Genomic DNA, 20,905 nt, shown 5'->3' with positions numbered 1-20,905 from the left:
AGGTTACTCATTGCGCTTTGCCGATCAGGTTCAGGACTGCATCAGCCGCCTGGTTCGAGGCGTCCCGACGCAACGTCCGATGGATTTCGTCGAAGCCGCGAGTCTGCTCCTCGCCCCCCTCGATGAGCGGCGACAACGTCCGCGCCAGGGCTTCGGGCGTCGCCTCATCCTGCAGCAACTCGGGCACCAGCAAACGCTGGGCCAGCAAGTTGGGCAGGGAGATGTAGGGGCTTTTAACCATGCGTTTGAGAATCCAGAACGTCAGCGGCGCCAGGCGGTAGGCGACCACCATCGGCCGCTTGTACAGCAGCGCTTCCAAGGTCGCGGTGCCGGAGGCAATCAGTACCGCATCGCAAGCCGCCAAGGCCCGGTGGGACTGGCCGTCAAGCAAGGTCAACGGCAAGTCACGACCGGCCAGCAGTTGCTCCAGCTGGCTGCGGCGCTCGGGGCTGGCACAGGGCATGACAAAGCGCACGCCGGGGCGCATGGCTCGCAGACGTTGCGCAGTATCGAGAAACAGCGCACCCAGGCGCCCGACTTCACCGCCACGACTGCCTGGCATCAATGCCACCAGCGGGCCATCGGGCAAACCCAGTTCAGCACGAGCCACCGCACGATCAGCTTCCAGCGGAATCGCATCGGCCAGGGAGTGACCGACAAACCGCACCGGGACACCTTTCTCTTCGTAGAATTTTGCCTCGAACGGGAACAGCGTCAGCATCAGATCGCAACCTTCGCGGATCTTCAGCACACGCTTCTGCCGCCAGGCCCAGACGGACGGGCTGACATAGTGCACCGTCTTGATCCCCGCCTGTCGCAGCTTGAGTTCGATATTCAGGGTGAAATCAGGTGCGTCGATACCGATAAACACGTCAGGTTTTTCGGCGATGAGGGTCTGGATCAGCTTCTTGCGCCGTGCCAACAACTCACGCAGCCGCCCCAGCACTTCCACCAACCCCATGACCGCCAGGCGCTCCATGGGGAAGTACGAAACCAGGCCCTCGGCCTGCATCAACGGGCCGCCGACACCGATAAATTCAACCGCAGGATGCCGGGCCTTGAGTGCGCGCATCAAACCGGCGCCGAGAATATCGCCGGAGGCCTCGCCAGCCACCAGCGCAATACGCAGATTGCTCATGATTAACGAGTGATGCCACGGGTCGAAGACTGGATCGAGTCACGGAAGATCGCGACTTCGGGGAATTGCACAGAAGGCTCGGCCAACTCGGCCAGGGCCTGGTCAACGGTCAGCCCCTGGCGGTACACCACTTTATAGGCGCGGCGCAGGGCGTGGATCGCGTCTTCGCTGAAACCACGGCGGCGCATGCCTTCAAAGTTCATGCTGCGGGCTTCTGCGGGGTTGCCGAATACTGTGACGAACGCGGGTACATCCTTGCCGATGGCAGTGCCCATGCCGGAAAAGCTATGGGCGCCAATGTGGCAATACTGGTGAACCAGGGTGAAACCGGAGAGGATTGCCCAGTCATCCACGTGCACATGCCCGGCCAACGCGGTGTTGTTGACCAGGATGCAGTGGTTGCCGATCACACTGTCATGGCCGATGTGGGCATAGGCCATGACCAGATTGTGATCGCCCAAGGTGGTTTCGGAGCGATCCTGGACCGTACCGCGGTGAATGGTCACGCCTTCACGGATGACGTTGTGGTCTCCGATCACCAGGCGGGTTTCTTCACCCTTGTACTTGAGATCGGGCGTGTCCTCACCTACCGAGGAAAACTGGTAGATGCGGTTATGTTTGCCGATCCGGGTTGGCCCCTTGAGAATCACATGGGGGCCAATCACTGTACCCTCGCCGATTTCCACACCAGCGCCGACGATCGACCAGGGGCCGACCTCGACGTCGTCGGCCAGAACGGCCGTCGGATCGATGATTGCGCGAGGGTCAATCAAACTCATAGCTTGCGTTCCGCACAGATGATTTCAGCGGAGCAGACTGGCTTGCCATCGACCGAAGCCTGGCACTCGAACTTCCAGATCTGACGCTTGCAGCTGAGGAACTTGGCTTCAAGGATCAGTTGATCACCCGGCAGCACCGGCTGGCGGAAGCGCAGCTTGTCGGAACCAACGAAGTAGTAAAGGGTGCCATCGGCCGGCTTCACGTCCAGCATCTTGAAACCAAGGATGCCGGCAGCTTGAGCCATCGCCTCGATGATCAGCACGCCCGGCATGATTGGATGCGCGGGAAAGTGACCATTGAAGAAAGGCTCGTTGATGCTGACATTCTTGTAGGCACGAATGCGCTTGCCTTCAACATCCAAGTCCACCACCCGGTCCACCAGCAGGAACGGGTAACGGTGAGGCAGGTATTCGCGAATTTCGTTGATGTCCATCATTTCGTGGGGAAGCCTGTAGTAAAGATTGGGAGCGCGCGACTAATGCGTGCTCCTCTAGCAAATCAAGGAGGCAGTCTAGCGGCTGTGCACACTTGATATGGAAATGGTTTCAGCCATCTGATGAAGCATTACCGTCAGGGGTCACGTCCCCAACGCGCTTTTCCAGATGCCGCAGGCGTCGCGCGATGTCATCGAGCTGACGGATACGGGCCGCGCTTTTGCGCCACTCGGCAGCAGGTTGCATGGCAGTACCGGAGGAGTAGGAGCCAGCCTCGGTAATCGAGTGGGTCACCATGGTCATCCCGGTCAGGAAAACGTTGTCACAAATCTCGATATGGCCGACCAACCCGACGCCACCTGCAAGCATGCAGTGCTTGCCAATCTTGGTGCTGCCGGAAATCCCCACACAGGCGGCCATGGCGGTGTGATCACCGACTTGCACGTTGTGGGCGATCTGAATCTGGTTGTCCAGTTTCACACCATTGCCAATGACGGTATCGGCCAGGGCGCCACGGTCGATGGCGGTATTGACGCCAATCTCCACATCGTCGCCAATGGTGACCCCGCCAATCTGGGCAATCTTCTGCCAGACGCCCTTCTCATTGGCGAATCCAAACCCTTCGCCACCCAGTACCGCACCGGACTGAATGACCACTCGCTTGCCGATCCGCACGTCGTGATACAGCGTGACCCTTGGCGCAAGCCAGCCGCCTTCGCCAACCACGCTGCGAGCCCCCACAAAGCAATGCGCACCAACCGTCACCCCGGCGCCAATCGACGCGCCGCTTTCGACCACCGCAAACGGCCCGATACTGGCCGACGGATCGACCACGGCGTCATCGGCAATCACCGCTGAGGGATGAACGCCAGCCACAGCCTTGGGCTTGGGGTCGAACAGATGGGAAATTCGCGCATAGGCCAGATAAGGATCAGGCACCACCAACGCATCACCGGCATAACTCTCGGCATCAGCCGCTTTAAGCAGCACAGCACCCGCCTGGCTATCAGCCAGGTACTTGCGGTACTGAGGATTTGCCAAAAAGCTCAACTGAGCTGGGCCAGCCTCCTGCAAGGTGGCTAGCCCAGTGATTTCTTTCTCCTGGTCGCCACGCAAGGTGGCGCCGAGGAACTCGGCCAATCGGCCGAGCTTAATAATCGCGGTCATGGGTTACTTCAGCTGATTCATGCGCTCGATAACCTGGCGAGTGATGTCGTACTGAGGCTTGACATCAATGACTGCGCCACGCTCGAAGACCAGGTCGAAACCGCCCTTCTTGATCACTTCTTCCACTGCGCTGTCGAGCTTGGGCTTCAGTTGCTTGAGCATTTCGCGGTCGGCAACAGCCTTGGCTTCGTTCAGCTCCTTGGACTGGAACTGGAAGTCACGGGCCTTTTGCTTGAATTCAAGCTCCAGGCGCTCACGCTCGCCCTGCTGCATCTTGTCGCCACCGGCAACCAGACGGTCCTGAATGCCCTTGGCACTGCTTTCCAGAGTCTTGAGCTTGGTCAACTGAGGACCGAACTTCTTCTCGGCATCCACTGCGTACTTCTTCGCAGCGTCCGACTCCAGCAGAGCCATCTGATAGTTCAGTACCGCGATCTTCATGTCTGCAAAGACCGGGGTCGCGACCAGAACGGTGGCCAGGAGAACCAATTGAGTCAACTTACGCACGATGCACTCCTACAAAATCCATTGTCATTATCTTGGATCAGACTCTTAGAAAGTCTGACCGAGGGAGAATTGGAACACCTGGGTTTCAGCGTCATCCGGTTTCTTGATCGGCATCGCCAGGGCGAAGCTCAATGGTCCCAGGGCGGTGACCCACGTCACACCGACACCCACGGAACTGGCCAGATTGCTGAGACTGATGTCGTTACATTCCGTTTTAACGTTCGAAGCGGCGATGGTGTTGGAAGTCGAATCGCACTTGGAACTGAACACGTTACCCACATCCCAGAATACCGAGGTACGCAGGGAGCGCTGATCTTTGACGAACGGCAGCGGGAACAGGATCTCGGCACCACCCTGGATCAGAACGTTACCGCCGAATGGCAGTGGATCCTGATCCGGGTCGGCCGCTGTACCGGCGTTACCTGTCACACCTACACCACGACTCGGCGTACTGCGTGGACCCAGGGTGCTGTCCTTGAAGCCGCGAACCGAGTTGAAGCCACCAGCATAGTAGTTCTCGTAGAACGGCAAGCCCTTGGTGTCGCCAAAACCATCGCCATAACCCAGTTCGGTGTGCAGGCGCATGGTGTAGTTTTCGCTCAGAGGCTGGAACAACTGGCCACGGTAGTCGAGTTTGAAGAACGACAGGTCACTGCCAGGCGTGGTGGTTTCCAGAACCAGGCTCTGAGAGTGGCCACGGGTTGCCAGAACACCTTTGTTCAAGGTCGACTCGGACCAGCCGGCCGAAGCCTTGAAGTTCAGGTAGCTGTCGCCCTGCTTGTTCACGAAGTCGAAGATTTCGTCGACGGTGTACAGGCCAGTCTTGATCTTGTCTTGTTGCGCGGTCAGGCCGAAGGTCAGACGCGAGGTCTCGCTGATCGGGTAACCCACGCTGACACCCGCACCCAGGCTGTCAACGGCGTAGCTGGCAACATCGACATCAAGGTCTTTGTAGTCAGTGGTGCGATAGAAAGCGTTGTAACCCAGGCTCACGCCGTCAGCGGTCCAGTAGGGGTCGACATAACCGAAGTTATAGCGGCTCTGGTATTCACTGCGGGTCAAACCGATGCTGACCTTGTTACCCGTACCCAGGAAGTTGTTCTGAGTGATGGAACCCCCCAGGATCAGGCCCGCACTCTGGGCGAAACCGACGCTGGCGGTGATCGAACCGGACGCTTGCTCTTCAACTGCGTAGTTGACGTCGACCTGGTCATCGACACCCGGAACTGCCGGGGTTTCGACGTTAACTTCCTTGAAGAAGCCCAGGCGCTCAAGACGGGTCTTGGATTGATCGATGAGGTAGGTCGAAGCCCAGCCACCTTCCATCTGACGCATTTCACGACGCAGCACTTCGTCTTCGGACTTGGTGTTGCCACGGAAGTTGATGCGGTTGACGTAGGCACGCTTGCCTGGATCCACGACAAAGGTGATGTCGACCGTGTGGTCTTCATCGTGCGGCTGAGGCACGCCGTTGACGTTGGCGAAGGTGTAGCCCTCGTTACCCAGACGACGGGTAATCAGTTCGGAAGTAGTGGTCATCAGCTTGCGCGAGAACACCTGGCCTTTTTCCACCAGCAACAGGGACTTGACCTGGTCTTCAGGCACTTTCAAGTCGCCACTGAGCTTGACGTCGCGAACGCTGTACTTTTCGCCTTCGTTCACGTTGACCGTGATGTAGACGTGCTTTTTGTCCGGGGTGATGGACACCTGGGTCGAAGCAATATCCATATTGATATAGCCGCGATCCAGATAGTAGGAACGCAGACGCTCCAGGTCACCGGAGAGTTTTTCACGGGCGTACTTGTCGTCGTTCTTGAAGAACGACAACCAGTTGGTGGTCTTGAGTTCGAACAGGCCGATCAGGTCTTCGTCAGGGAATACGGTGTTGCCCACGACGTTGATGTGCTGGATCGCAGCAACCGTGCCTTCGTTGATGTTGACCTTGAGGCCTACGCGGTTACGCGGCTGCGGCACCACTTCGGTGTCGACGGTGGCCGAGTAGCGACCCTGAGCGACGTACTGGCGCTGCAGCTCGTTACGCACGCCTTCGAGGGTCGCACGCTGGAAGATTTCACCTTCGGCCAGACCGGACTGCTTAAGGCCTTTCATCAGGTCTTCAGTCGAAATCGCCTTGTTGCCTTCGATCTCGATACTGGCAACAGACGGACGTTCGACTACCGTAATGACCAGGACGTTGCCATCGCGGCCCAGCTGGATGTCTTGAAAGAAACCGGTTTTGAACAGCGCACGAGTGGATTCCACCAGGCGACGATCATCCGCCTGCTCGCCGACGTTCAACGGCAAGGCACCAAAGACGCTACCCGCGGAGACCCGCTGGAGGCCGTTGACGCGGATATCGGAGATAGTGAAGGACTCGGCGTGAACTTCGGCGATCATCAATACGGTGAGAACCGCAGTTAGCAGCAGACGTTTCATGAAGTCCTTTCTTATTCCAACTGGCAATAAACAAACTGCCGCAAAATGCGGCAGATTCGCAATTCAGCGAAGCGTTACAGTCGACCCAAATCGTTGACCAGGGCAAGTAACATCACCCCGACCACCAAGCTGATACCGATCTGTATCCCCCAACCCTGCACCCGATCCGACAAGGGGCGACCACGCACCCACTCGATCAGATAGAACAACAAATGCCCCCCATCCAGTACAGGAATGGGCAGCAAATTCAGAACCCCCAGGCTAATACTCAGATAAGCAAGGAAATTCAGGAAATCAGCGACACCCGACTGGGCAGAAGCGCCCGCCACTTTAGCAATGGTTATCGGTCCACTCAAGTTTTTTACCGAGAGCTCGCCGAACAACATTTTCTTCAGTGAATCGAGGGTCAATACACTCATGGTCCAGGTGCGTCGGGCACCTTCGCCAATAGCCGCCAACGGACCGTAGCTGACCTCGCGAATCATCTCCGGCGGCCAATCGACCGCTTTCACTCCAGCGCCCAGATAACCGGTAGCCGCCTTGGCTTCGCCACGGCTTGCCAAGGTCACAGGGACGTCGATTTGAGCACCATCACGCTCGACTTGCAGCACAATTTTGGTATCAGGACGTACACGCACCCAATCGACGACCTGCTGCCAATCACCCAGCGCCTGACCATCCAGCGCCAGCAGGCGATCGCCGGTCTTCAACCCGGCCGCCAGGGCCGGCCCTTTCGGATCGAGCTCAGCCAAAACCGGAGGCAACGCAGGTCGCCAAGGTCGAATCCCCAGGGAGTGGATCGGGTCCGGCTCATCTGCACCCTTGAGCCACTTGTCCAGCACCAGCTGGCGCGGCGAGTCGACCGTCGCACCCTGCTCTCGCACCGAGAACAGCAACGAGCCACTCTCGCCCAGACGTCGCACCAACTGCAGGTTGACCGCGGCCCAACCCGATGTCGGCTCGCCGTCGATGGCGACGATTTCCTCGCCGACATTCAAGCCGGCCTTGGCAGCAATACTGCCCGCCTCCACCGCGCCGATGACCGGTCGTACCTGCTGGCTGCCGAGCATCGCCAACACCCAGAAGAACACCAGGGCCAGCAGGAAGTTGGCAATCGGGCCCGCCGCAACAATGGCGATACGCTGGCGCACGGACTTGCGATTGAAAGACTGATCGAGCTGGTCGGCAGGCACCTCGCCTTCGCGCTCATCAAGCATCTTCACGTAGCCGCCCAGCGGGATCGCAGCGATGACAAACTCAGTGCCACGGCGGTCATGCCAGCGCAGCAGCGGCATACCAAAGCCCACGGAGAAACGCAGAACCTTGACGCCACAGCGGCGCGCCACCCAGAAGTGGCCGAATTCATGGAAGGTAACCAGCACGCCCAACGCAACCAGGGTGCCGACAATCATATAGAGCGCGCTCATCTACTTTCTCCGCAATCCTATCCGGTGCCGACCGCTTGGCCAGTCACAACGCCTATCGCCCGTTGCGACTCAACCATTGCTCAGCCAAGACACGGGCTTTGGCGTCCGCCGCGAACACAGCGTCCAGTTCGTCGACCGCAACCACCGGCTCGAGGCTTAAAACTTCTGCGATGATACTCGCGATCTCAGGGTAACGGATGCGCCGTTCGAGAAACGCGGAAACTGCCACTTCATTGGCCGCATTCAGCATGGCCGGAGCACTATTGCCTGCCTCCGCCGCCTGACGCGCCAAGCGTAAGCAAGGGAATCGCTGCTCATCCGGAGCCTGGAAATCCAGGCGCGCAATGGCAAACAGATCCAGGGGCGCAACACCGGAGTCGATGCGCTCAGGCCAGGCCAGGGCATTGGCGATAGGCGTGCGCATATCGGGATTGCCCAACTGCGCCAGCACCGAACCGTCCACATAGTCGACCAGGGAGTGAATCACGCTCTGAGGGTGGATCACCACTTCGACCTGGGAAGGCTTGGCGTCGAACAGCCAGCACGCCTCGATCAGCTCCAGGCCTTTATTCATCATGCTCGCGGAGTCGACCGATATCTTGCGCCCCATCGACCAGTTGGGATGGGCGCAGGCCTGCTCCGGAGAAACATCCTGCAACTCATTCAACGGCGTCTGCCTGAATGGGCCACCGGAAGCGGTCAGCAGGATCCGTCGCACACCGACATTGCTCAAGCCGCGGGAAAAGTCCGCTGGCATGCACTGAAAAATCGCATTGTGCTCACTGTCGATCGGCAGCAGTACCGAGCCACTTTTACGCACAGCCTGCATGAACAAGGCGCCGGACATCACCAGCGCCTCTTTATTGGCCAGGAGAATCTTCTTCCCTGCCTCGACCGCCGCCAGGGTCGGGCGCAAACCCGCCGCGCCGACAATGGCCGCCATGACCGCATCGACCTCGGGGTCGGCAGCCACCTGACACAAACCTTCTTCACCCACCAGGACCCGGGTCTGCAGCCCGGCAGCACGCAGGTCATCCTGCAGGCTGCCGGCTGCTGCGGCCTCAGGCACCACGGCAAAGCGCGGCGCATGACGCACGCACAGCGCCAACAACTCCGCCATGCGACTGAAGCCGCTCAAGGCAAACACCTGGTAACGCTGCGGATGCCGGGCAATCACATCCAGGGTACTGAGGCCGATAGAACCTGTGGCGCCGAGAACCGTAATCTGCTGAGGACGACTCACAATCCAGCCATCCACAACAGCACCGCAAACACCGGAATAGCAGCCGTCAGGCTGTCGATGCGATCCAACACACCGCCGTGACCGGGCAACAGGTTACTGCTGTCCTTGATCCCGGACTGACGCTTGAACATGCTCTCGGTCAGGTCGCCGACCACCGAGATAAACACCACCAGCGCTGCACCCAGCAGGCCCAGCAGTATCTGAGCGACAGACCAATCGCGAACCAGGCCCACCACCGCGGTGATCACCAGGCTCAGTGCCAGGCCGCCATACACGCCTTCCCAGCTCTTGCCCGGACTGACCTGCGGCGCCAGCTTGCGCTTGCCGAACGCCTTGCCGGAAAAGTAGGCGCCGATATCAGCCCCCCAGACCAGAACCATCACCGCCATGATCAACCAGTTGCCCAACGGCAGCTGCTTGATGAACACCAGGCCTTGCCAGGCCGGCAACAGGATCAACAGGCCGATCACCAGCTTGGCGGCAGCGCCCGCCCAATGTTCGCTGGTGCGCGGATAGGTCAGCACCAGGAAGGTCGCTGCCGCCCACCAGAGCACCGCAGCACCCAGCACCCAGGGCGCGATGCCGGGCACCAGGTACATGAGAAACAGCAGCACCGCGACCACCGCGGCATATACCACGCGTGCCGCCTGGCCATCGAACCCGGCCAGACGCGCCCATTCCCACGCCCCAAGCGTCACTACCAGCCCGATAAACAGGGCGAAACCGGCCCCCTGGAGCAGGAAGAACCCGCACAAGGCGATCGGCAGCAGGATCAGCGCAGTAATGATTCGTTGTTTAAGCATTAAACCCGGGCTCCAGCCTCGACCTGCTCGCTCGTTTTACCGAAGCGCCGCTGGCGAGAAGCGTAATCGGCCAGCGCAGTACGCATGGCATCGTGTTTGAAGTCCGGCCAGAACAGGTCGGAGAAGTACAGCTCGGCGTAAGCCAGCTGCCACAGCAGGAAGTTACTGATGCGGTGTTCACCGCCGGTACGGATGCACAGGTCGGGCAACGGCAGGTCGCCGGTCGCCAGGCAGGTCTGCAACAGCTCCGGCGTGATGTCCTCCGGCCGCAGATGACCGGCCTGCACTTCGCGCGCAAGGCGCTGGGCGGCCTGGGCAATGTCCCACTGACCGCCGTAGTTGGCGGCGATCTGCAGGATGAAGCGATTGCTGCCCGCCGTGATGGCCTCAGCCTCGCGCATCGCCGCCTGCAGTTCCGGATGGAAGCGGGAACGGTCACCGATGATCCGCAGGCTGATGTTGTTCTCATTGAGACGCTTGGCCTCGCGACGCAGCGCCTTGAAGAACAGATCCATCAAGGCACTGACCTCGTCCGCCGGACGCTGCCAGTTCTCGCTGGAAAAGGCGAACAGGGTGAGCACTTCGACCTTGGCCTCGGCGCACACCTCTATCACTGCACGAACAGCGTCGACACCCGCTTTATGCCCGGCGACACCGGGCATAAAGCGTTTTTTAGCCCAGCGATTATTACCGTCCATGATGATCGCGACATGTCGCGGCACCGAAAACGATACGGACTGCTTGGTCTTTTCCATGAAAACGTCTGACCCTTATACGGCCATCAAATCCGCTTCTTTCTGCTTGGTGGCGGTTTCGATATCAGCCACCGCCTTGTCGGTCAGCTTCTGCACGTCATCAGCGGCACGACGCTCTTCGTCTTCGCTGATTTCCTTTTCCTTGACCAGGTCTTTCAACTGGCTCAGCGCATCGCGACGGATATTGCGCACGGCAATCCGCGCGTCTTCGGCTGCGTCACGCGCCTGCTTGGCGAAAACCTTACGGGTTTCTTCGGTCAGGGCAGGCATGGAGATCAACAGCAATTCGCCCAGGTTGGTCGGATTGAGGTTCAGGCCGGCGCTCTGGATCGCCTTGTCGACAGCCGCCAGCATGTTGCGCTCGAAAGCCACGACTTGCAGGGTGCGGGAGTCTTTTACAGTGACGTTGGCCACTTGGCTCAGCGGGGTGTCCGAACCGTAGTAAGGCACCATCACGCTACCCAGGATGCTCGGGTGCGCCTTGCCGGTACGGATCTGACCAAATGCATGGGCCAGGGACTCCAGGGATTTTTTCATGCGCTCTTGAGCGTCTTTCTTGATCTCGTTGATCATTGTTGGCCTTCCTCGATCAGGGTTCCTTCGGCGCCACCATGCACAATATTGAGCAGGGCGCCGGGCTTGTTCATGTTAAATACACGCAACGGCATTTTGTGGTCGCGGCACAGGCAGATGGCTGTCAGGTCCATGACACCCAGCTTGCGATCCAGCACTTCATCGTAAGTCAGATGATCGAACTTCTCGGCATGCGGGTCTTTGAACGGATCTGCAGTGTAAACACCATCGACCTTGGTTGCCTTGAGCACTACGTCGGCATCGATCTCGATCGCGCGCAGGCACGCAGCGGAGTCGGTGGTAAAGAACGGGTTGCCGGTACCGGCAGCGAAAATCACCACTTCCTTGGAGTTCAGGTGGCGCATGGCTTTGCGGCGATCATAGTGATCGGTCACACCCACCATGGAAATAGCCGACATGACGATGGCCGAGATATTCGCACGTTCCAGCGCATCACGCATGGCCAGGGCGTTCATCACAGTGGCCAGCATGCCCATGTGGTCGCCCGTGACACGATCCATGCCCGCTGCACTCAGCGCTGCGCCACGGAACAGGTTGCCGCCGCCAATCACCAGACCGACCTGAACGCCGATGCCGACCAGTTGGCCAACCTCCAGCGCCATGCGATCCAGGACTTTGGGGTCGATCCCGAACTCTTCCGAGCCCATCAGGGCCTCGCCGCTAAGCTTGAGTAGAATGCGTTTATAGCGAGCTTGATAACCACTGCCCTGCTGAGCCATTGCGAATCTCTCCTGCGGCGTATTTTAAAAATTCTCTGCAAGCTGTTTGCAGCCTGCGCTTACTCTAGCTTGACGCTGTCACAGCGCCATCAGAACACGGCTTTGTAAGCCAGTTCCGGAGGCAGCCAACTAAAATTGGCCTCCCCATTTGAAAAGAGGCTGCGCGCGTGAGCGGGCAGCCTCTTCAGGGCGACAGTTGAAAACTGTCTTATTGCTTGCTGGCAGCCAGCTGGGCAGCAACTTCTTCAGCGAAGTTGTCGACCGGTTTCTCGATGCCTTCGCCTACCTGGAAGCGAGTGAAGGAAACGATTTCAGCGCCGCCTTGCTTGGCCAGAGTACCGATGGTCACTTCTGGATTCTTGACGAAAGGCTGCTCAACCAGGCTGGCTTCAGCCAGGAACTTGCTGATACGGCCAGCAATCATCTTCTCGACGATTTCAGCAGGCTTGCCCTTCATCTTGTCTTCGTTGAGGCTCAGGAACACGGCTTTTTCGCGTTCGATGGCTTCAGCGGAAACTTGCGAAGGCAGCAGGAACTCAGGGTTGCTGGCTGCTACGTGCATGGCGATGTCTTTAGCCAGTTCAACGTTGCCGCCTTTGAGGGCAACCACAACGCCGATCTTGTTGCCGTGCAGGTACGAACCCAGCACGTCAGCTTCAACGCGAGCCAGACGACGGATGTTGACGTTCTCGCCTACTTTGCCAACCAGCGCTTCACGAGCCGGCTCTTGAGCAGCGATCAACGGAGCAACGTCGGTCAGCTTGTCAGCGAACGCTTTTTCAACGCTGGCAGCAACGAAGTTTTTGAAGTCTTCTTGCAGAGCCAGGAAGTCGGTTTGCGAGTTGACTTCGATGATCACGGCAGCTTTGCCGTCTTCTTTGATGGCGATCGCGCCTTCAGCAGCTACGTTGCCTGCTTTTTTGGCTGCTTTGATCGCGCCCGAAGCACGCATGTCATCAATGGCTTTCTCGATGTCGCCGCCAGCCTTGGTCAAGGCCTTTTTGCAGTCCATCATGCCTTCGCCAGTACGCTCACGCAGTTCTTTAACCAACGCTGCAGTAATCTCTGCCATTTTCAAATTCCTCTTGGATAGGTTTTCAACCATTCCACCCGACCGAACGGGCGATCAAATCTTGAGCTCTGCCTCGAATACACTTGATAGCCGCATCGCGTTACAAAACAGCAAATACGCACACAACAAATGATTTCCGAGTTGGCAAAAAGGGGGCCAAGCCCCCTTTTTGCTTACTGAGTCAACGCCAAGGCGTCAATTACTCAGCTGCAGCTACCGGAGCTTCTTCGACGAACTGCTCGGTGCCGCCAGCAACGTGGTTGCGACCCTTGATAACAGCGTCAGCCATCGCACCCATGTACAGCTGGATAGCGCGGATTGCGTCATCGTTGCCTGGGATGATGTAGTCAACGCCTTCCGGGCTGCTGTTGGTATCGACTACGCCGATTACCGGGATACCCAGCTTGTTGGCTTCGGTGATCGCGATGCGCTCGTGATCAACGTCGATAACGAACAGTGCGTCTGGCAGACCGCCCATGTCCTTGATACCACCCAGGCTACGATCCAGCTTTTCCAGATCGCGAGTGCGCATCAGCGCCTCTTTCTTGGTCAGCTTGGCGAAGGTGCCGTCTTCGGCTTGCACTTCAAGGTCACGCAGACGCTTGATGGAAGCACGGATGGTTTTGAAGTTGGTCAGCATGCCGCCCAACCAGCGGTGATCGACGTACGGCGAACCGCAACGTGCTGCTTCTTCAGCAACGATCTTGCCAGCGGAACGCTTGGTGCCGACGAACAGAATCTTGTTTTTGCCCTGGGCCAGGCGCTCTACGAAAGTCAGAGCTTCGTTGAACATTGGCAGGGTTTTTTCAAGGTTGATGATGTGAATCTTGTTACGCGCACCGAAAATGTACTTACCCATTTTCGGGTTCCAGTAACGGGTTTGGTGACCGAAGTGCACACCGGCCTTCAGCATATCGCGCATGTTGACTTGGGACATGATAGTTCCTTAATAAGTCGGGTTTGGCCTCCACGTATCCCAATGACCAACCAGCAGCATGAAAGCTTCCGGCACCCAGGTCATCGTGTCGACACGTGTGTGGATTTAAGCTTTTCAGGGTATCCCCGGAAAGCGGCGCATTTTATACCACAGGAAGGGTAAAAACGGAACCAGGATTGTGCATTGCGCTGTGGGGCTTTTTTACCAGGCCCTTGGAATCGGGCCAGAATGCTCCATTCTATAGAGAGAAGCGGCGTCAGAGGGTCAGATTTGCCTTGGCCGTCTGTTAGAATCGCACCTTTGCGGCTTTTGAAAACGTCGCGAGCCCACCCAGGCTTTGCCTTCAATGCTGCCGTTTTCAAGCCATTCCGTGTTTATAGCGCCACCGAGCGTCGAGAGAGCCTGTATGACCGTCACCCTCAAAACCCCCGAGGACATCGCCAAAATGCGTGTCGCTGGCAAACTGGCCGCCGACGTGCTGGAAATGATTGCCGAGCATGTCAAACCCGGTATCACCACCGAAGAGCTGGACCGCATCTGCCACGACTACATCGTCAACGTGCAGCAGGCAATTCCTGCGCCGCTGAACTACAAGGGCTTTCCCAAGTCGATCTGCACCTCGATCAATCACGTGGTCTGCCACGGCATCCCGAACGAGAAGCCGCTCAAAGACGGCGACACCCTGAACATCGACGTCACCGTGATCAAGGATGGCTACCACGGCGACACCAGTCGCATGTTCCACGTCGGCAAAGTGCCGGTCTGGGCCGAACGCCTGTCGCAGATCACCCAGGAATGCATGTACAAGGCCATCGAGCTGGTCAAGCCGGGCTGCCGCCTGGGCGATATCGGCGAAGTGATCCAGAAGCACGCGGAAAAGAACGGCTTCTCGGTGGTTCGCGAATTCTGCGGCCACGGCATTGGCAAGGTATTCCACGAAGAGCCGCAGATCCTGCACTACGGCCGCGCGGGCACCGGCATGGAACTCAAGGCCGGCATGACCTTCACCATCGAGCCGATGATCAACCAGGGCAAAGCCGACACCAAGGTCCTGGGCGACGGCTGGACCGCCATCACCAAGGACCGCAAGCTGTCCGCGCAGTGGGAACACACCCTGCTGGTGACCGAGACCGGCTACGAGATCTTCACCTTGCGCAGCGACGACACCATTCCCCGCGTTTCGGCCTGATTCCCTACGCCGGGTTGTTGCCCTTATAGAAAGAAGGAAAGCCAATCGATGCCGCAGGTGGATCCCGAGTTGTTCGACCGCGGCCAGTTCCAGGCTGAACTGGCCCTGAAGGCAAGCCCCATCGCGGCCTTCAAGAAAGCCATCCGTCAGGCACGGGAAGTGCTCGACACACGCTTTCGCAACGGACGGGATATCCGCCGGCTCATCGAGGACCGCGCCTGGTTCGTCGATAACATCCTGCAAAAGGCCTGGGACCAGTTCAGTTGGAGCGAAGACGCCGACATCGCCCTGGTGGCGGTCGGCGGCTACGGCCGGGGCGAGTTGCACCCCTACTCCGACATCGACCTGCTGATTCTGCTCGACAGCGCCGATCATGAGATTTTCCGCGACTCCATCGAGCGTTTCCTGACCCTGCTCTGGGACATCGGCCTGGAAGTCGGGCAAAGCGTACGTTCGGTGGACGAATGCGCCCAGGAGGCGCGGGCCGACCTCACGGTGATCACCAACCTGATGGAAAGCCGCACCATCGCCGGCCCCGAGCACCTGCGCCAGCGCATGCTGGAAGTCACCAGCACCGAACACATGTGGCCGAGCAAGGATTTCTTCCTGGCCAAGCGTGCCGAGCAAAAGGCCCGGCACCACAAGTACAACGACACCGAATACAACCTGGAGCCCAACGTCAAAGGCTCCCCCGGCGGCCTGCGCGATATCCAGACCATTCTCTGGGTCGCCCGCCGCCAGTACGGCACGCTGAACCTGCGGGCCCTGGCGGGTGAAGGGTTCCTGGTGGAGAGCGAAAACGCGCTGCTGGCGTCGTCCCAGGAATTCCTGTGGAAGGTGCGCTACGCCCTGCACATGCTGGCTGGACGCTCGGAAGACCGCTTGCTGTTCGATCACCAGCGCTCGATTGCCAAGCTGCTGGGGTTCGAAGGCGATGACGCCAAGCAAGCCATCGAAAGCTTCATGCAGCAGTACTACCGGGTGGTGATGAGCATCGCCCAGCTCAGCGACCTGATCATCCAGCACTTCGAGGAGGTGATCCTCGCCCCCGAAGACGAAGCACCGCCGCAGCCGATCAACTCGCGCTTCCAACTGCACGACGGGTACATCGAGGCGATCAACGACAACGTGTTCCGCCGCACGCCGTTCGCCATGCTGGAAATCTTCGTGCTGATGGCCCAGCACCCGGAAATCAAGGGCGTACGGGCCGACACCATTCGCCTTTTGCGCGAACATCGGCACCTGATCGACGACGAGTTCCGCAACGACATCCGCAACACCAGCCTGTTTATCGAGCTGTTCAAATGCGAATTCGGCATCCATCGCAACCTGCGGCGGATGAACCGCTACGGCATTCTCGGGCGCTACCTGCCGGAGTTCGGCTTTATCGTCGGGCAGATGCAGCACGACCTGTTCCACATCTATACCGTCGATGCCCACACCCTGAATCTGATCAAGCACCTGCGCAAACTGCAGTACACCCAGGTCTCGGAAAAATTCCCGCTGGCCAGCAAGCTCATGGGCAAGCTGCCCAAGCCCGAGCTGATCTACCTCGCCGGCCTGTACCACGACATCGGCAAGGGCCGGCATGGCGATCACTCGGAAATCGGCGCAGTGGATGCCGAAGCCTTTTGCCAACGTCACCAGTTGCCGGTGTGGGACAGCCGCCTGATCGTGTGGCTGGTTCAGAACCACCTGGTGATGTCGACCACCGCCCAGCGCAAGGATTTGTCCGACCCGCAAGTGATCCACGACTTTGCCCAGACCGTGGTCGACCAGACGCACCTCGACTACCTGTACGTCTTGACCGTCGCCGACATCAACGCCACCAACCCGACCCTGTGGAACTCGTGGCGTGCCAGCCTGTTGCGCCAGCTGTACACCGAGACCAAGCGCGCCCTGCGCCGCGGCCTGGAAAACCCGGTGGATCGCGAAGAGCAGATCCGCCAGACCCAGAGCGCCGCCCTGGACATCCTGGTGCGCAGCGGCACCGATCCGGACGACGTCGAACAGCTTTGGTCGCAACTGGGGGATGACTACTTCCTGCGCCACACCGCTGGCGACGTGGCCTGGCACAGCGATGCCATCCTGCAGCAACCCGCAGACGGCGGCCCGCTGGTGCTGATCAAGGAAACCACCCAGCGCGAATTCGAGGGTGGCACCCAGATTTTCATCTACGCCCCCGACCAGCACGACTTCTTCGCCGTGACCGTGGCCGCGATGGATCAGCTCAACCTGAACATTCACGACGCCCGAATCATCACCTCCAGCAGCCAGTTCACCCTCGACACCTACATCGTGCTCGACAACGACGGCGGCTCGATCGGCGATAACCCGCAACGCATCAAACAGATCCGCGACGGCCTGACCGACGCCCTACGCAACCCGGATGACTACCCGACCATCATCCAGCGCCGGGTTCCGCGCCAGCTCAAGCACTTTGCCTTTGCGCCCCAGGTGACCATTCACAACGACGCCCAGCGTCCGGTGACCGTGCTCGAACTGAGCGCCCCCGACCGCCCCGGCCTGCTGGCACGGATCGGCAAGATTTTCCTCGAGTTCGATCTGTCGCTGCAAAACGCCAAGATCGCCACCCTGGGCGAGCGCGTGGAAGACGTTTTCTTCATTACCGACGCGCACAACCAGCAATTGTCCGACCCGCAACTGTGCAGCCGCCTGCAGGACGCCATCGTCGAGCAGTTGAGTGTCAGCCAGGAACCGAATATTGAATTGTCGCGCCTGAGCATCTAACCGCGCGCCACGACCCGCCGCATTGAGTGAGATACCGCACCGATGAACAACGCTCTAAACCAGTTGCAGCCCTACCCGTTCGAGAAACTGCGCGCCCTGCTCGGCAGCGTGACACCCAATGCCGACAAGCGGCCGATCGCGCTGTCCATCGGCGAGCCGAAGCACCGCTCGCCAAGCTTTGTCGCCGAAGCCCTGGCCAACAACCTGGACCAGATGGCGGTCTACCCGACCACCCTCGGCATCCCCGCCCTGCGTGAAGCCATCGCCGGCTGGTGCGAGCGACGCTTTGGCGTGCCCGGCGGCTGGCTGGATCCAGCGCGCAACGTGCTGCCGGTCAACGGCACCCGCGAAGCGCTGTTCGCCTTCACCCAGACCGTGGTCAACCGTGGCGACGATGCGCTGGTGGTCAGCCCGAACCCGTTCTATCAGATCTATGAAGGCGCAGCCTTTCTCGCCGGCGCCAAGCCCCATTACCTGCCGTGCCTCGACGAAAATGGCTTCAACCCGGATTTCGACGCGGTTTCGGCCGACATCTGGCAGCGCTGCCAGATCCTGTTCCTGTGCTCGCCGGGCAACCCGACCGGGGCCCTGATCCCGCTGGACACCCTGAAGAAACTGATCGCCCTGGCCGATGAGCACGACTTCGTGATCGCCGCCGACGAGTGCTATAGCGAACTGTACTTCGACGAACAGACACCGCCGCCGGGCCTGCTCAGCGCCTGCGTCGAACTGGGTCGCAAGGATTTCAAGCGATGTGTGGTGTTCCACAGCCTGTCCAAGCGCTCCAACCTGCCGGGCCTGCGCTCCGGTTTCGTCGCCGGTGATGCCGAGATCCTCAAGGGCTTTTTGCTGTATCGCACCTACCACGGTTGCGCCATGCCGGTTCAAACCCAGCTGGCCAGCGTCGCGGCCTGGAACGATGAGGTGCATGTGCGGGCCAACCGCGCGCTGTATCGCGAGAAGTTCGATGCCGTGCTGGAAATCCTCGCGCCGGTGCTCGACGTGCAGCGCCCCGACGGCAGCTTCTACCTGTGGCCGAGCGTGGCCGGTGACGACGCAGCCTTCTGCCGCGACCTGTTCGCCGAAGAACACGTGACCGTGGTTCCGGGCTCGTACCTGTCGCGAGAAGTGGACGGCACCAACCCGGGCGCCGGTCGCGTGCGCATGGCCCTGGTGGCGCCATTGGCCGAATGCGTGGAAGCCGCCGAGCGGATTCGTGACTTCGTGCTGCGTCGCCGCGGCTGACACCTCGCCCGACTGGCACCTGCACTTATCCCCCGCAGGCGCCAGTTGGCATCAGCCGATCACTTGACTGGACCCAGATTCGCTTCGCTCAAATCCAGTTCGCCCAGCACTTCGCGCAATACATCGTCGCCAATTTGGTGATGCCGGCTGAGCCGGTACAGTTCCAGGCGTTGCGCGCGCAGGGCTTTCAGACGCAGGCGCCGCTCCAGTTGGTCCATCTGGAAGGCCAGGGCCTGAGCCTCGGCGGAATCGTTGAAGACCTCCAGTTGATGGCGGTATTCCGACATCAGGCGCGCCTTGAGTTCGGTGGCCAGGGCTGCCTGGGCCGCGTCCGGCTCATCGCTGGTTTCCACCAACTCCTCGGCCTCCAGGGCATGAATCGCCGCCTCGGCCGTCTTGCGCCAGGCATCACGCACCTCGCCACGCCGCTTGTCATCCGGACTCTGCTGGATACCGCGCAACAGCAATGGCAGGGCGATGCAGGCCGCCACCAATGACAACAGGATCACGCCGGCGGCAATGAAGATCAGCAGATCGCGCTCGGGGAACGCCTCCCCGGCCCCCAGCATCAGGGGCACCGACATCACGCCCGCCAGGGTCACCGCACCGCGCACCCCACCCACCGTCAACAGCCAGCAGGAACGGGCGGTCGGCACCAGGGTCAATTCACCCTTGCCGCGCCAACGGCGCAGCCAGCCCGACAGGCGCCAGATGCTTTGCACCCAGACAAAACGCAGCACCAGCAACACCAGGAAGATCGCCAGCACGTCCAGGCAACGGTAGAACAAGGTCGGCCAGAGCGAGGTTTCGTGGCTGGCCACGGCCTTGATGATGTCCGGCAACTGCAAGCCCAGCAGCAGGAAGATCAAGCCGTTGAAGGCGAACTCGAGCAATGACCAGACGCTGCGGTTGAGCAGCCGGGTACTGGTCTGACGCGGCAGCAGGTCGAGCCAGCTCTGCATCATCCCCGCCGCCACCGCCGACAGGATCCCCGATGCGCCCAGGCGCTCGGCCAATACATAAGCGGCGAATGGCAGCAGCAACATGAACACCACGTGGGTGGCCGGATCATCCCAGCCCCGGGCGATCATCCACGCCCGCAGGCGCCCGACCAGCCAGCTCAGGGCCACGCCTATGGCCAGGCCACCGAGCGCCACCAGGACAAAGGTCAGGCTGGCATTGGTCAGGGAAAACACCCCGGTGACCGCCGCCGCCAAGGCGAACTTGAATGTCACCAGGCCCGAGGCATCGTTCATCAGCGCCTCGCCCTGCAGCATGTGCATCAAGGGCCGGGGCAAGCGGTTCTGGGCGATCGCCGAGACCGCCACGGCGTCGGTTGGCGAGAGCACCGCCGCCAGTGCGAAAGCGACCGGCAACGGAATGGTCGGCAACAGCCAGTGGATAAAGTAGCCAGCGCCGACCACGGTAAACAGCACCAGGCCCACCGCCAGGGTCAGGATAGGCCCGCGCAACTGCCAGAACTCGCGCTTGGGCATGCGCCAGCCATCGGAGAACAGCAGCGGCGGCAGGAACAGAAAGAGGAACAGCTCCGGGTCCAGCGCCACATGCAGCCCAAGGGTCGGCCAGGCCAGCAAGGCACCGGCGGCAATCTGTACCAGGGGCAGCGGCACCGGAATCATCCGCCCGACCAGTCGTGAAACACTCACCAACATCAGCAGAATGAGTACGGTGTAGGCGGTTTGCATAA

18 protein-coding genes are annotated in these 20,905 nt (G+C 60.0%); 3 read left to right on the top strand and 15 right to left on the bottom strand.

The features are described 5' to 3' along the window. Nucleotides 1–7: 7 nt before the first annotated feature. From lpxB to rpsB, 14 genes are all read right to left on the bottom strand, one after another. Nucleotides 8–1,138, bottom strand: coding sequence for a lipid-A-disaccharide synthase (lpxB, locus tag JFU57_RS13725; protein ID WP_207202189.1), 1,131 nt, complete (start codon nucleotides 1,136–1,138; stop codon nucleotides 8–10). Nucleotides 1,139–1,140: 2 nt separating this feature from the next. Continuing rightward, nucleotides 1,141–1,917, bottom strand: coding sequence for an acyl-ACP--UDP-N-acetylglucosamine O-acyltransferase (gene lpxA / locus JFU57_RS13720; protein ID WP_020296612.1), 777 nt, complete (start codon nucleotides 1,915–1,917; stop codon nucleotides 1,141–1,143). Continuing rightward, entirely contained in the window at nucleotides 1,914–2,354 is a 441-nt protein-coding gene (gene fabZ, locus JFU57_RS13715) for a 3-hydroxyacyl-ACP dehydratase FabZ (protein WP_007907157.1), read from the bottom strand. Before fabZ ends, lpxA begins: the two co-directional genes overlap by 4 nt. Before the next feature lie 109 nt (nucleotides 2,355–2,463). Further along, the gene (gene lpxD, locus JFU57_RS13710) at nucleotides 2,464–3,519 is read right to left on the bottom strand and encodes a UDP-3-O-(3-hydroxymyristoyl)glucosamine N-acyltransferase (RefSeq protein WP_078470072.1); all 1,056 of its coding nucleotides are present in this window, start codon (nucleotides 3,517–3,519) and stop codon (nucleotides 2,464–2,466) included. Nucleotides 3,520–3,522: 3 nt separating this feature from the next. Further along, on the bottom strand, nucleotides 3,523–4,026 hold the full coding sequence (locus JFU57_RS13705; protein WP_020296614.1) for an OmpH family outer membrane protein: 504 nt from the start codon (nucleotides 4,024–4,026) through the stop codon (nucleotides 3,523–3,525). Nucleotides 4,027–4,071: 45 nt separating this feature from the next. Beyond that, a complete protein-coding gene (bamA, locus tag JFU57_RS13700; protein ID WP_020296615.1) occupies nucleotides 4,072–6,462 on the bottom strand; it encodes an outer membrane protein assembly factor BamA in 2,391 nt (796 codons plus the stop codon). A 74-nt stretch (nucleotides 6,463–6,536) separates the two neighbouring features. Beyond that, a complete protein-coding gene (gene rseP / locus JFU57_RS13695) occupies nucleotides 6,537–7,889 on the bottom strand; it encodes a sigma E protease regulator RseP (protein WP_201129629.1) in 1,353 nt (450 codons plus the stop codon). 52 nt (nucleotides 7,890–7,941) lie between these two features. Beyond that, nucleotides 7,942–9,132 carry a 1-deoxy-D-xylulose-5-phosphate reductoisomerase gene (ispC, locus tag JFU57_RS13690; RefSeq protein ID WP_201129628.1) on the bottom strand — a complete coding sequence of 397 codons (1,191 nt, stop codon included), beginning with the start codon at nucleotides 9,130–9,132 and terminating at the stop codon, nucleotides 7,942–7,944. Beyond that, nucleotides 9,129–9,935 carry a phosphatidate cytidylyltransferase gene (locus tag JFU57_RS13685; RefSeq protein WP_078470069.1) on the bottom strand — a complete coding sequence of 269 codons (807 nt, stop codon included), beginning with the start codon at nucleotides 9,933–9,935 and terminating at the stop codon, nucleotides 9,129–9,131. The genes ispC and JFU57_RS13685 overlap by 4 nt, the downstream gene beginning before the upstream one ends. Beyond that, a complete protein-coding gene (gene uppS, locus JFU57_RS13680; protein WP_020296619.1) occupies nucleotides 9,935–10,690 on the bottom strand; it encodes a polyprenyl diphosphate synthase in 756 nt (251 codons plus the stop codon). Before uppS ends, JFU57_RS13685 begins: the two co-directional genes overlap by 1 nt. Before the next feature lie 15 nt (nucleotides 10,691–10,705). After that, entirely contained in the window at nucleotides 10,706–11,263 is a 558-nt protein-coding gene (gene frr / locus JFU57_RS13675) for a ribosome recycling factor (RefSeq protein ID WP_020296620.1), read from the bottom strand. Continuing rightward, a complete protein-coding gene (gene pyrH / locus JFU57_RS13670; protein WP_003189161.1) occupies nucleotides 11,260–12,003 on the bottom strand; it encodes a UMP kinase in 744 nt (247 codons plus the stop codon). The genes frr and pyrH overlap by 4 nt, the downstream gene beginning before the upstream one ends. 208 nt (nucleotides 12,004–12,211) lie before the next feature. Next, nucleotides 12,212–13,075: a translation elongation factor Ts gene (tsf, locus tag JFU57_RS13665; RefSeq protein WP_020296621.1), complete on the bottom strand. Its 864-nt coding sequence runs from the start codon at nucleotides 13,073–13,075 to the stop codon at nucleotides 12,212–12,214. A 199-nt stretch (nucleotides 13,076–13,274) separates the two neighbouring features. Next, nucleotides 13,275–14,012, bottom strand: a complete 738-nt coding sequence (rpsB, locus tag JFU57_RS13660; RefSeq protein ID WP_020296622.1) for a 30S ribosomal protein S2 — start codon at nucleotides 14,010–14,012, stop codon at nucleotides 13,275–13,277. 406 nt (nucleotides 14,013–14,418) lie between these two features. On the opposite strand from rpsB, the gene map reads away from it, so the two are divergent. The 3 genes from map to dapC are packed head-to-tail and all read left to right on the top strand — an operon-like array spanning nucleotide 14,419 to nucleotide 19,197. Next, nucleotides 14,419–15,201 carry a type I methionyl aminopeptidase gene (gene map / locus JFU57_RS13655; protein ID WP_078470067.1) on the top strand — a complete coding sequence of 261 codons (783 nt, stop codon included), beginning with the start codon at nucleotides 14,419–14,421 and terminating at the stop codon, nucleotides 15,199–15,201. A gap of 48 nt (nucleotides 15,202–15,249) precedes the next feature. Next, nucleotides 15,250–17,952, top strand: coding sequence for a [protein-PII] uridylyltransferase (locus JFU57_RS13650; protein ID WP_020296624.1), 2,703 nt, complete (start codon nucleotides 15,250–15,252; stop codon nucleotides 17,950–17,952). 42 nt (nucleotides 17,953–17,994) lie between these two features. Further along, nucleotides 17,995–19,197, top strand: coding sequence for a succinyldiaminopimelate transaminase (gene dapC, locus JFU57_RS13645; RefSeq protein WP_201129627.1), 1,203 nt, complete (start codon nucleotides 17,995–17,997; stop codon nucleotides 19,195–19,197). Between the two features lie 59 nt (nucleotides 19,198–19,256). Here the strand turns inward: dapC and JFU57_RS13640 are convergent, their stop codons facing one another. Next, nucleotides 19,257–20,903, bottom strand: a complete 1,647-nt coding sequence (locus JFU57_RS13640; RefSeq protein WP_078470065.1) for a Na+/H+ antiporter — start codon at nucleotides 20,901–20,903, stop codon at nucleotides 19,257–19,259. Nucleotides 20,904–20,905: the final 2 nt, after the last annotated feature.

Origin of the sequence: Pseudomonas sp. TH07 (assembly GCF_016651285.1) — a bacterium.
In the GTDB taxonomy this organism is placed as follows: domain Bacteria; phylum Pseudomonadota; class Gammaproteobacteria; order Pseudomonadales; family Pseudomonadaceae; genus Aquipseudomonas.
Note: the sequence above shows the minus strand (reverse complement) of the source record. Positions and strands in the feature narration are given on the sequence as shown.

What these genes read in the sequence shown, in the direction of transcription:
- fabZ (WP_007907157.1), bottom strand. Translation starts at nt 2,354, where the DNA reads ATGATGGACATCAACGAAATTCGCGAATACCTGCCTCACCGTTACCCG.
- map (WP_078470067.1), top strand. Translation starts at nt 14,419, where the DNA reads ATGACCGTCACCCTCAAAACCCCCGAGGACATCGCCAAAATGCGTGTC.
- frr (WP_020296620.1), bottom strand. Translation starts at nt 11,263, where the DNA reads ATGATCAACGAGATCAAGAAAGACGCTCAAGAGCGCATGAAAAAATCC.
- bamA (WP_020296615.1), bottom strand. Translation starts at nt 6,462, where the DNA reads ATGAAACGTCTGCTGCTAACTGCGGTTCTCACCGTATTGATGATCGCC.
- tsf (WP_020296621.1), bottom strand. Translation starts at nt 13,075, where the DNA reads ATGGCAGAGATTACTGCAGCGTTGGTTAAAGAACTGCGTGAGCGTACT.
- JFU57_RS13640 (WP_078470065.1), bottom strand. Translation starts at nt 20,903, where the DNA reads ATGCAAACCGCCTACACCGTACTCATTCTGCTGATGTTGGTGAGTGTT.
- JFU57_RS13650 (WP_020296624.1), top strand. Translation starts at nt 15,250, where the DNA reads ATGCCGCAGGTGGATCCCGAGTTGTTCGACCGCGGCCAGTTCCAGGCT.
- rpsB (WP_020296622.1), bottom strand. Translation starts at nt 14,012, where the DNA reads ATGTCCCAAGTCAACATGCGCGATATGCTGAAGGCCGGTGTGCACTTC.
- pyrH (WP_003189161.1), bottom strand. Translation starts at nt 12,003, where the DNA reads ATGGCTCAGCAGGGCAGTGGTTATCAAGCTCGCTATAAACGCATTCTA.
- rseP (WP_201129629.1), bottom strand. Translation starts at nt 7,889, where the DNA reads ATGAGCGCGCTCTATATGATTGTCGGCACCCTGGTTGCGTTGGGCGTG.
- JFU57_RS13685 (WP_078470069.1), bottom strand. Translation starts at nt 9,935, where the DNA reads ATGCTTAAACAACGAATCATTACTGCGCTGATCCTGCTGCCGATCGCC.
- lpxD (WP_078470072.1), bottom strand. Translation starts at nt 3,519, where the DNA reads ATGACCGCGATTATTAAGCTCGGCCGATTGGCCGAGTTCCTCGGCGCC.
- lpxB (WP_207202189.1), bottom strand. Translation starts at nt 1,138, where the DNA reads ATGAGCAATCTGCGTATTGCGCTGGTGGCTGGCGAGGCCTCCGGCGAT.
- uppS (WP_020296619.1), bottom strand. Translation starts at nt 10,690, where the DNA reads ATGGAAAAGACCAAGCAGTCCGTATCGTTTTCGGTGCCGCGACATGTC.
- dapC (WP_201129627.1), top strand. Translation starts at nt 17,995, where the DNA reads ATGAACAACGCTCTAAACCAGTTGCAGCCCTACCCGTTCGAGAAACTG.
- lpxA (WP_020296612.1), bottom strand. Translation starts at nt 1,917, where the DNA reads ATGAGTTTGATTGACCCTCGCGCAATCATCGATCCGACGGCCGTTCTG.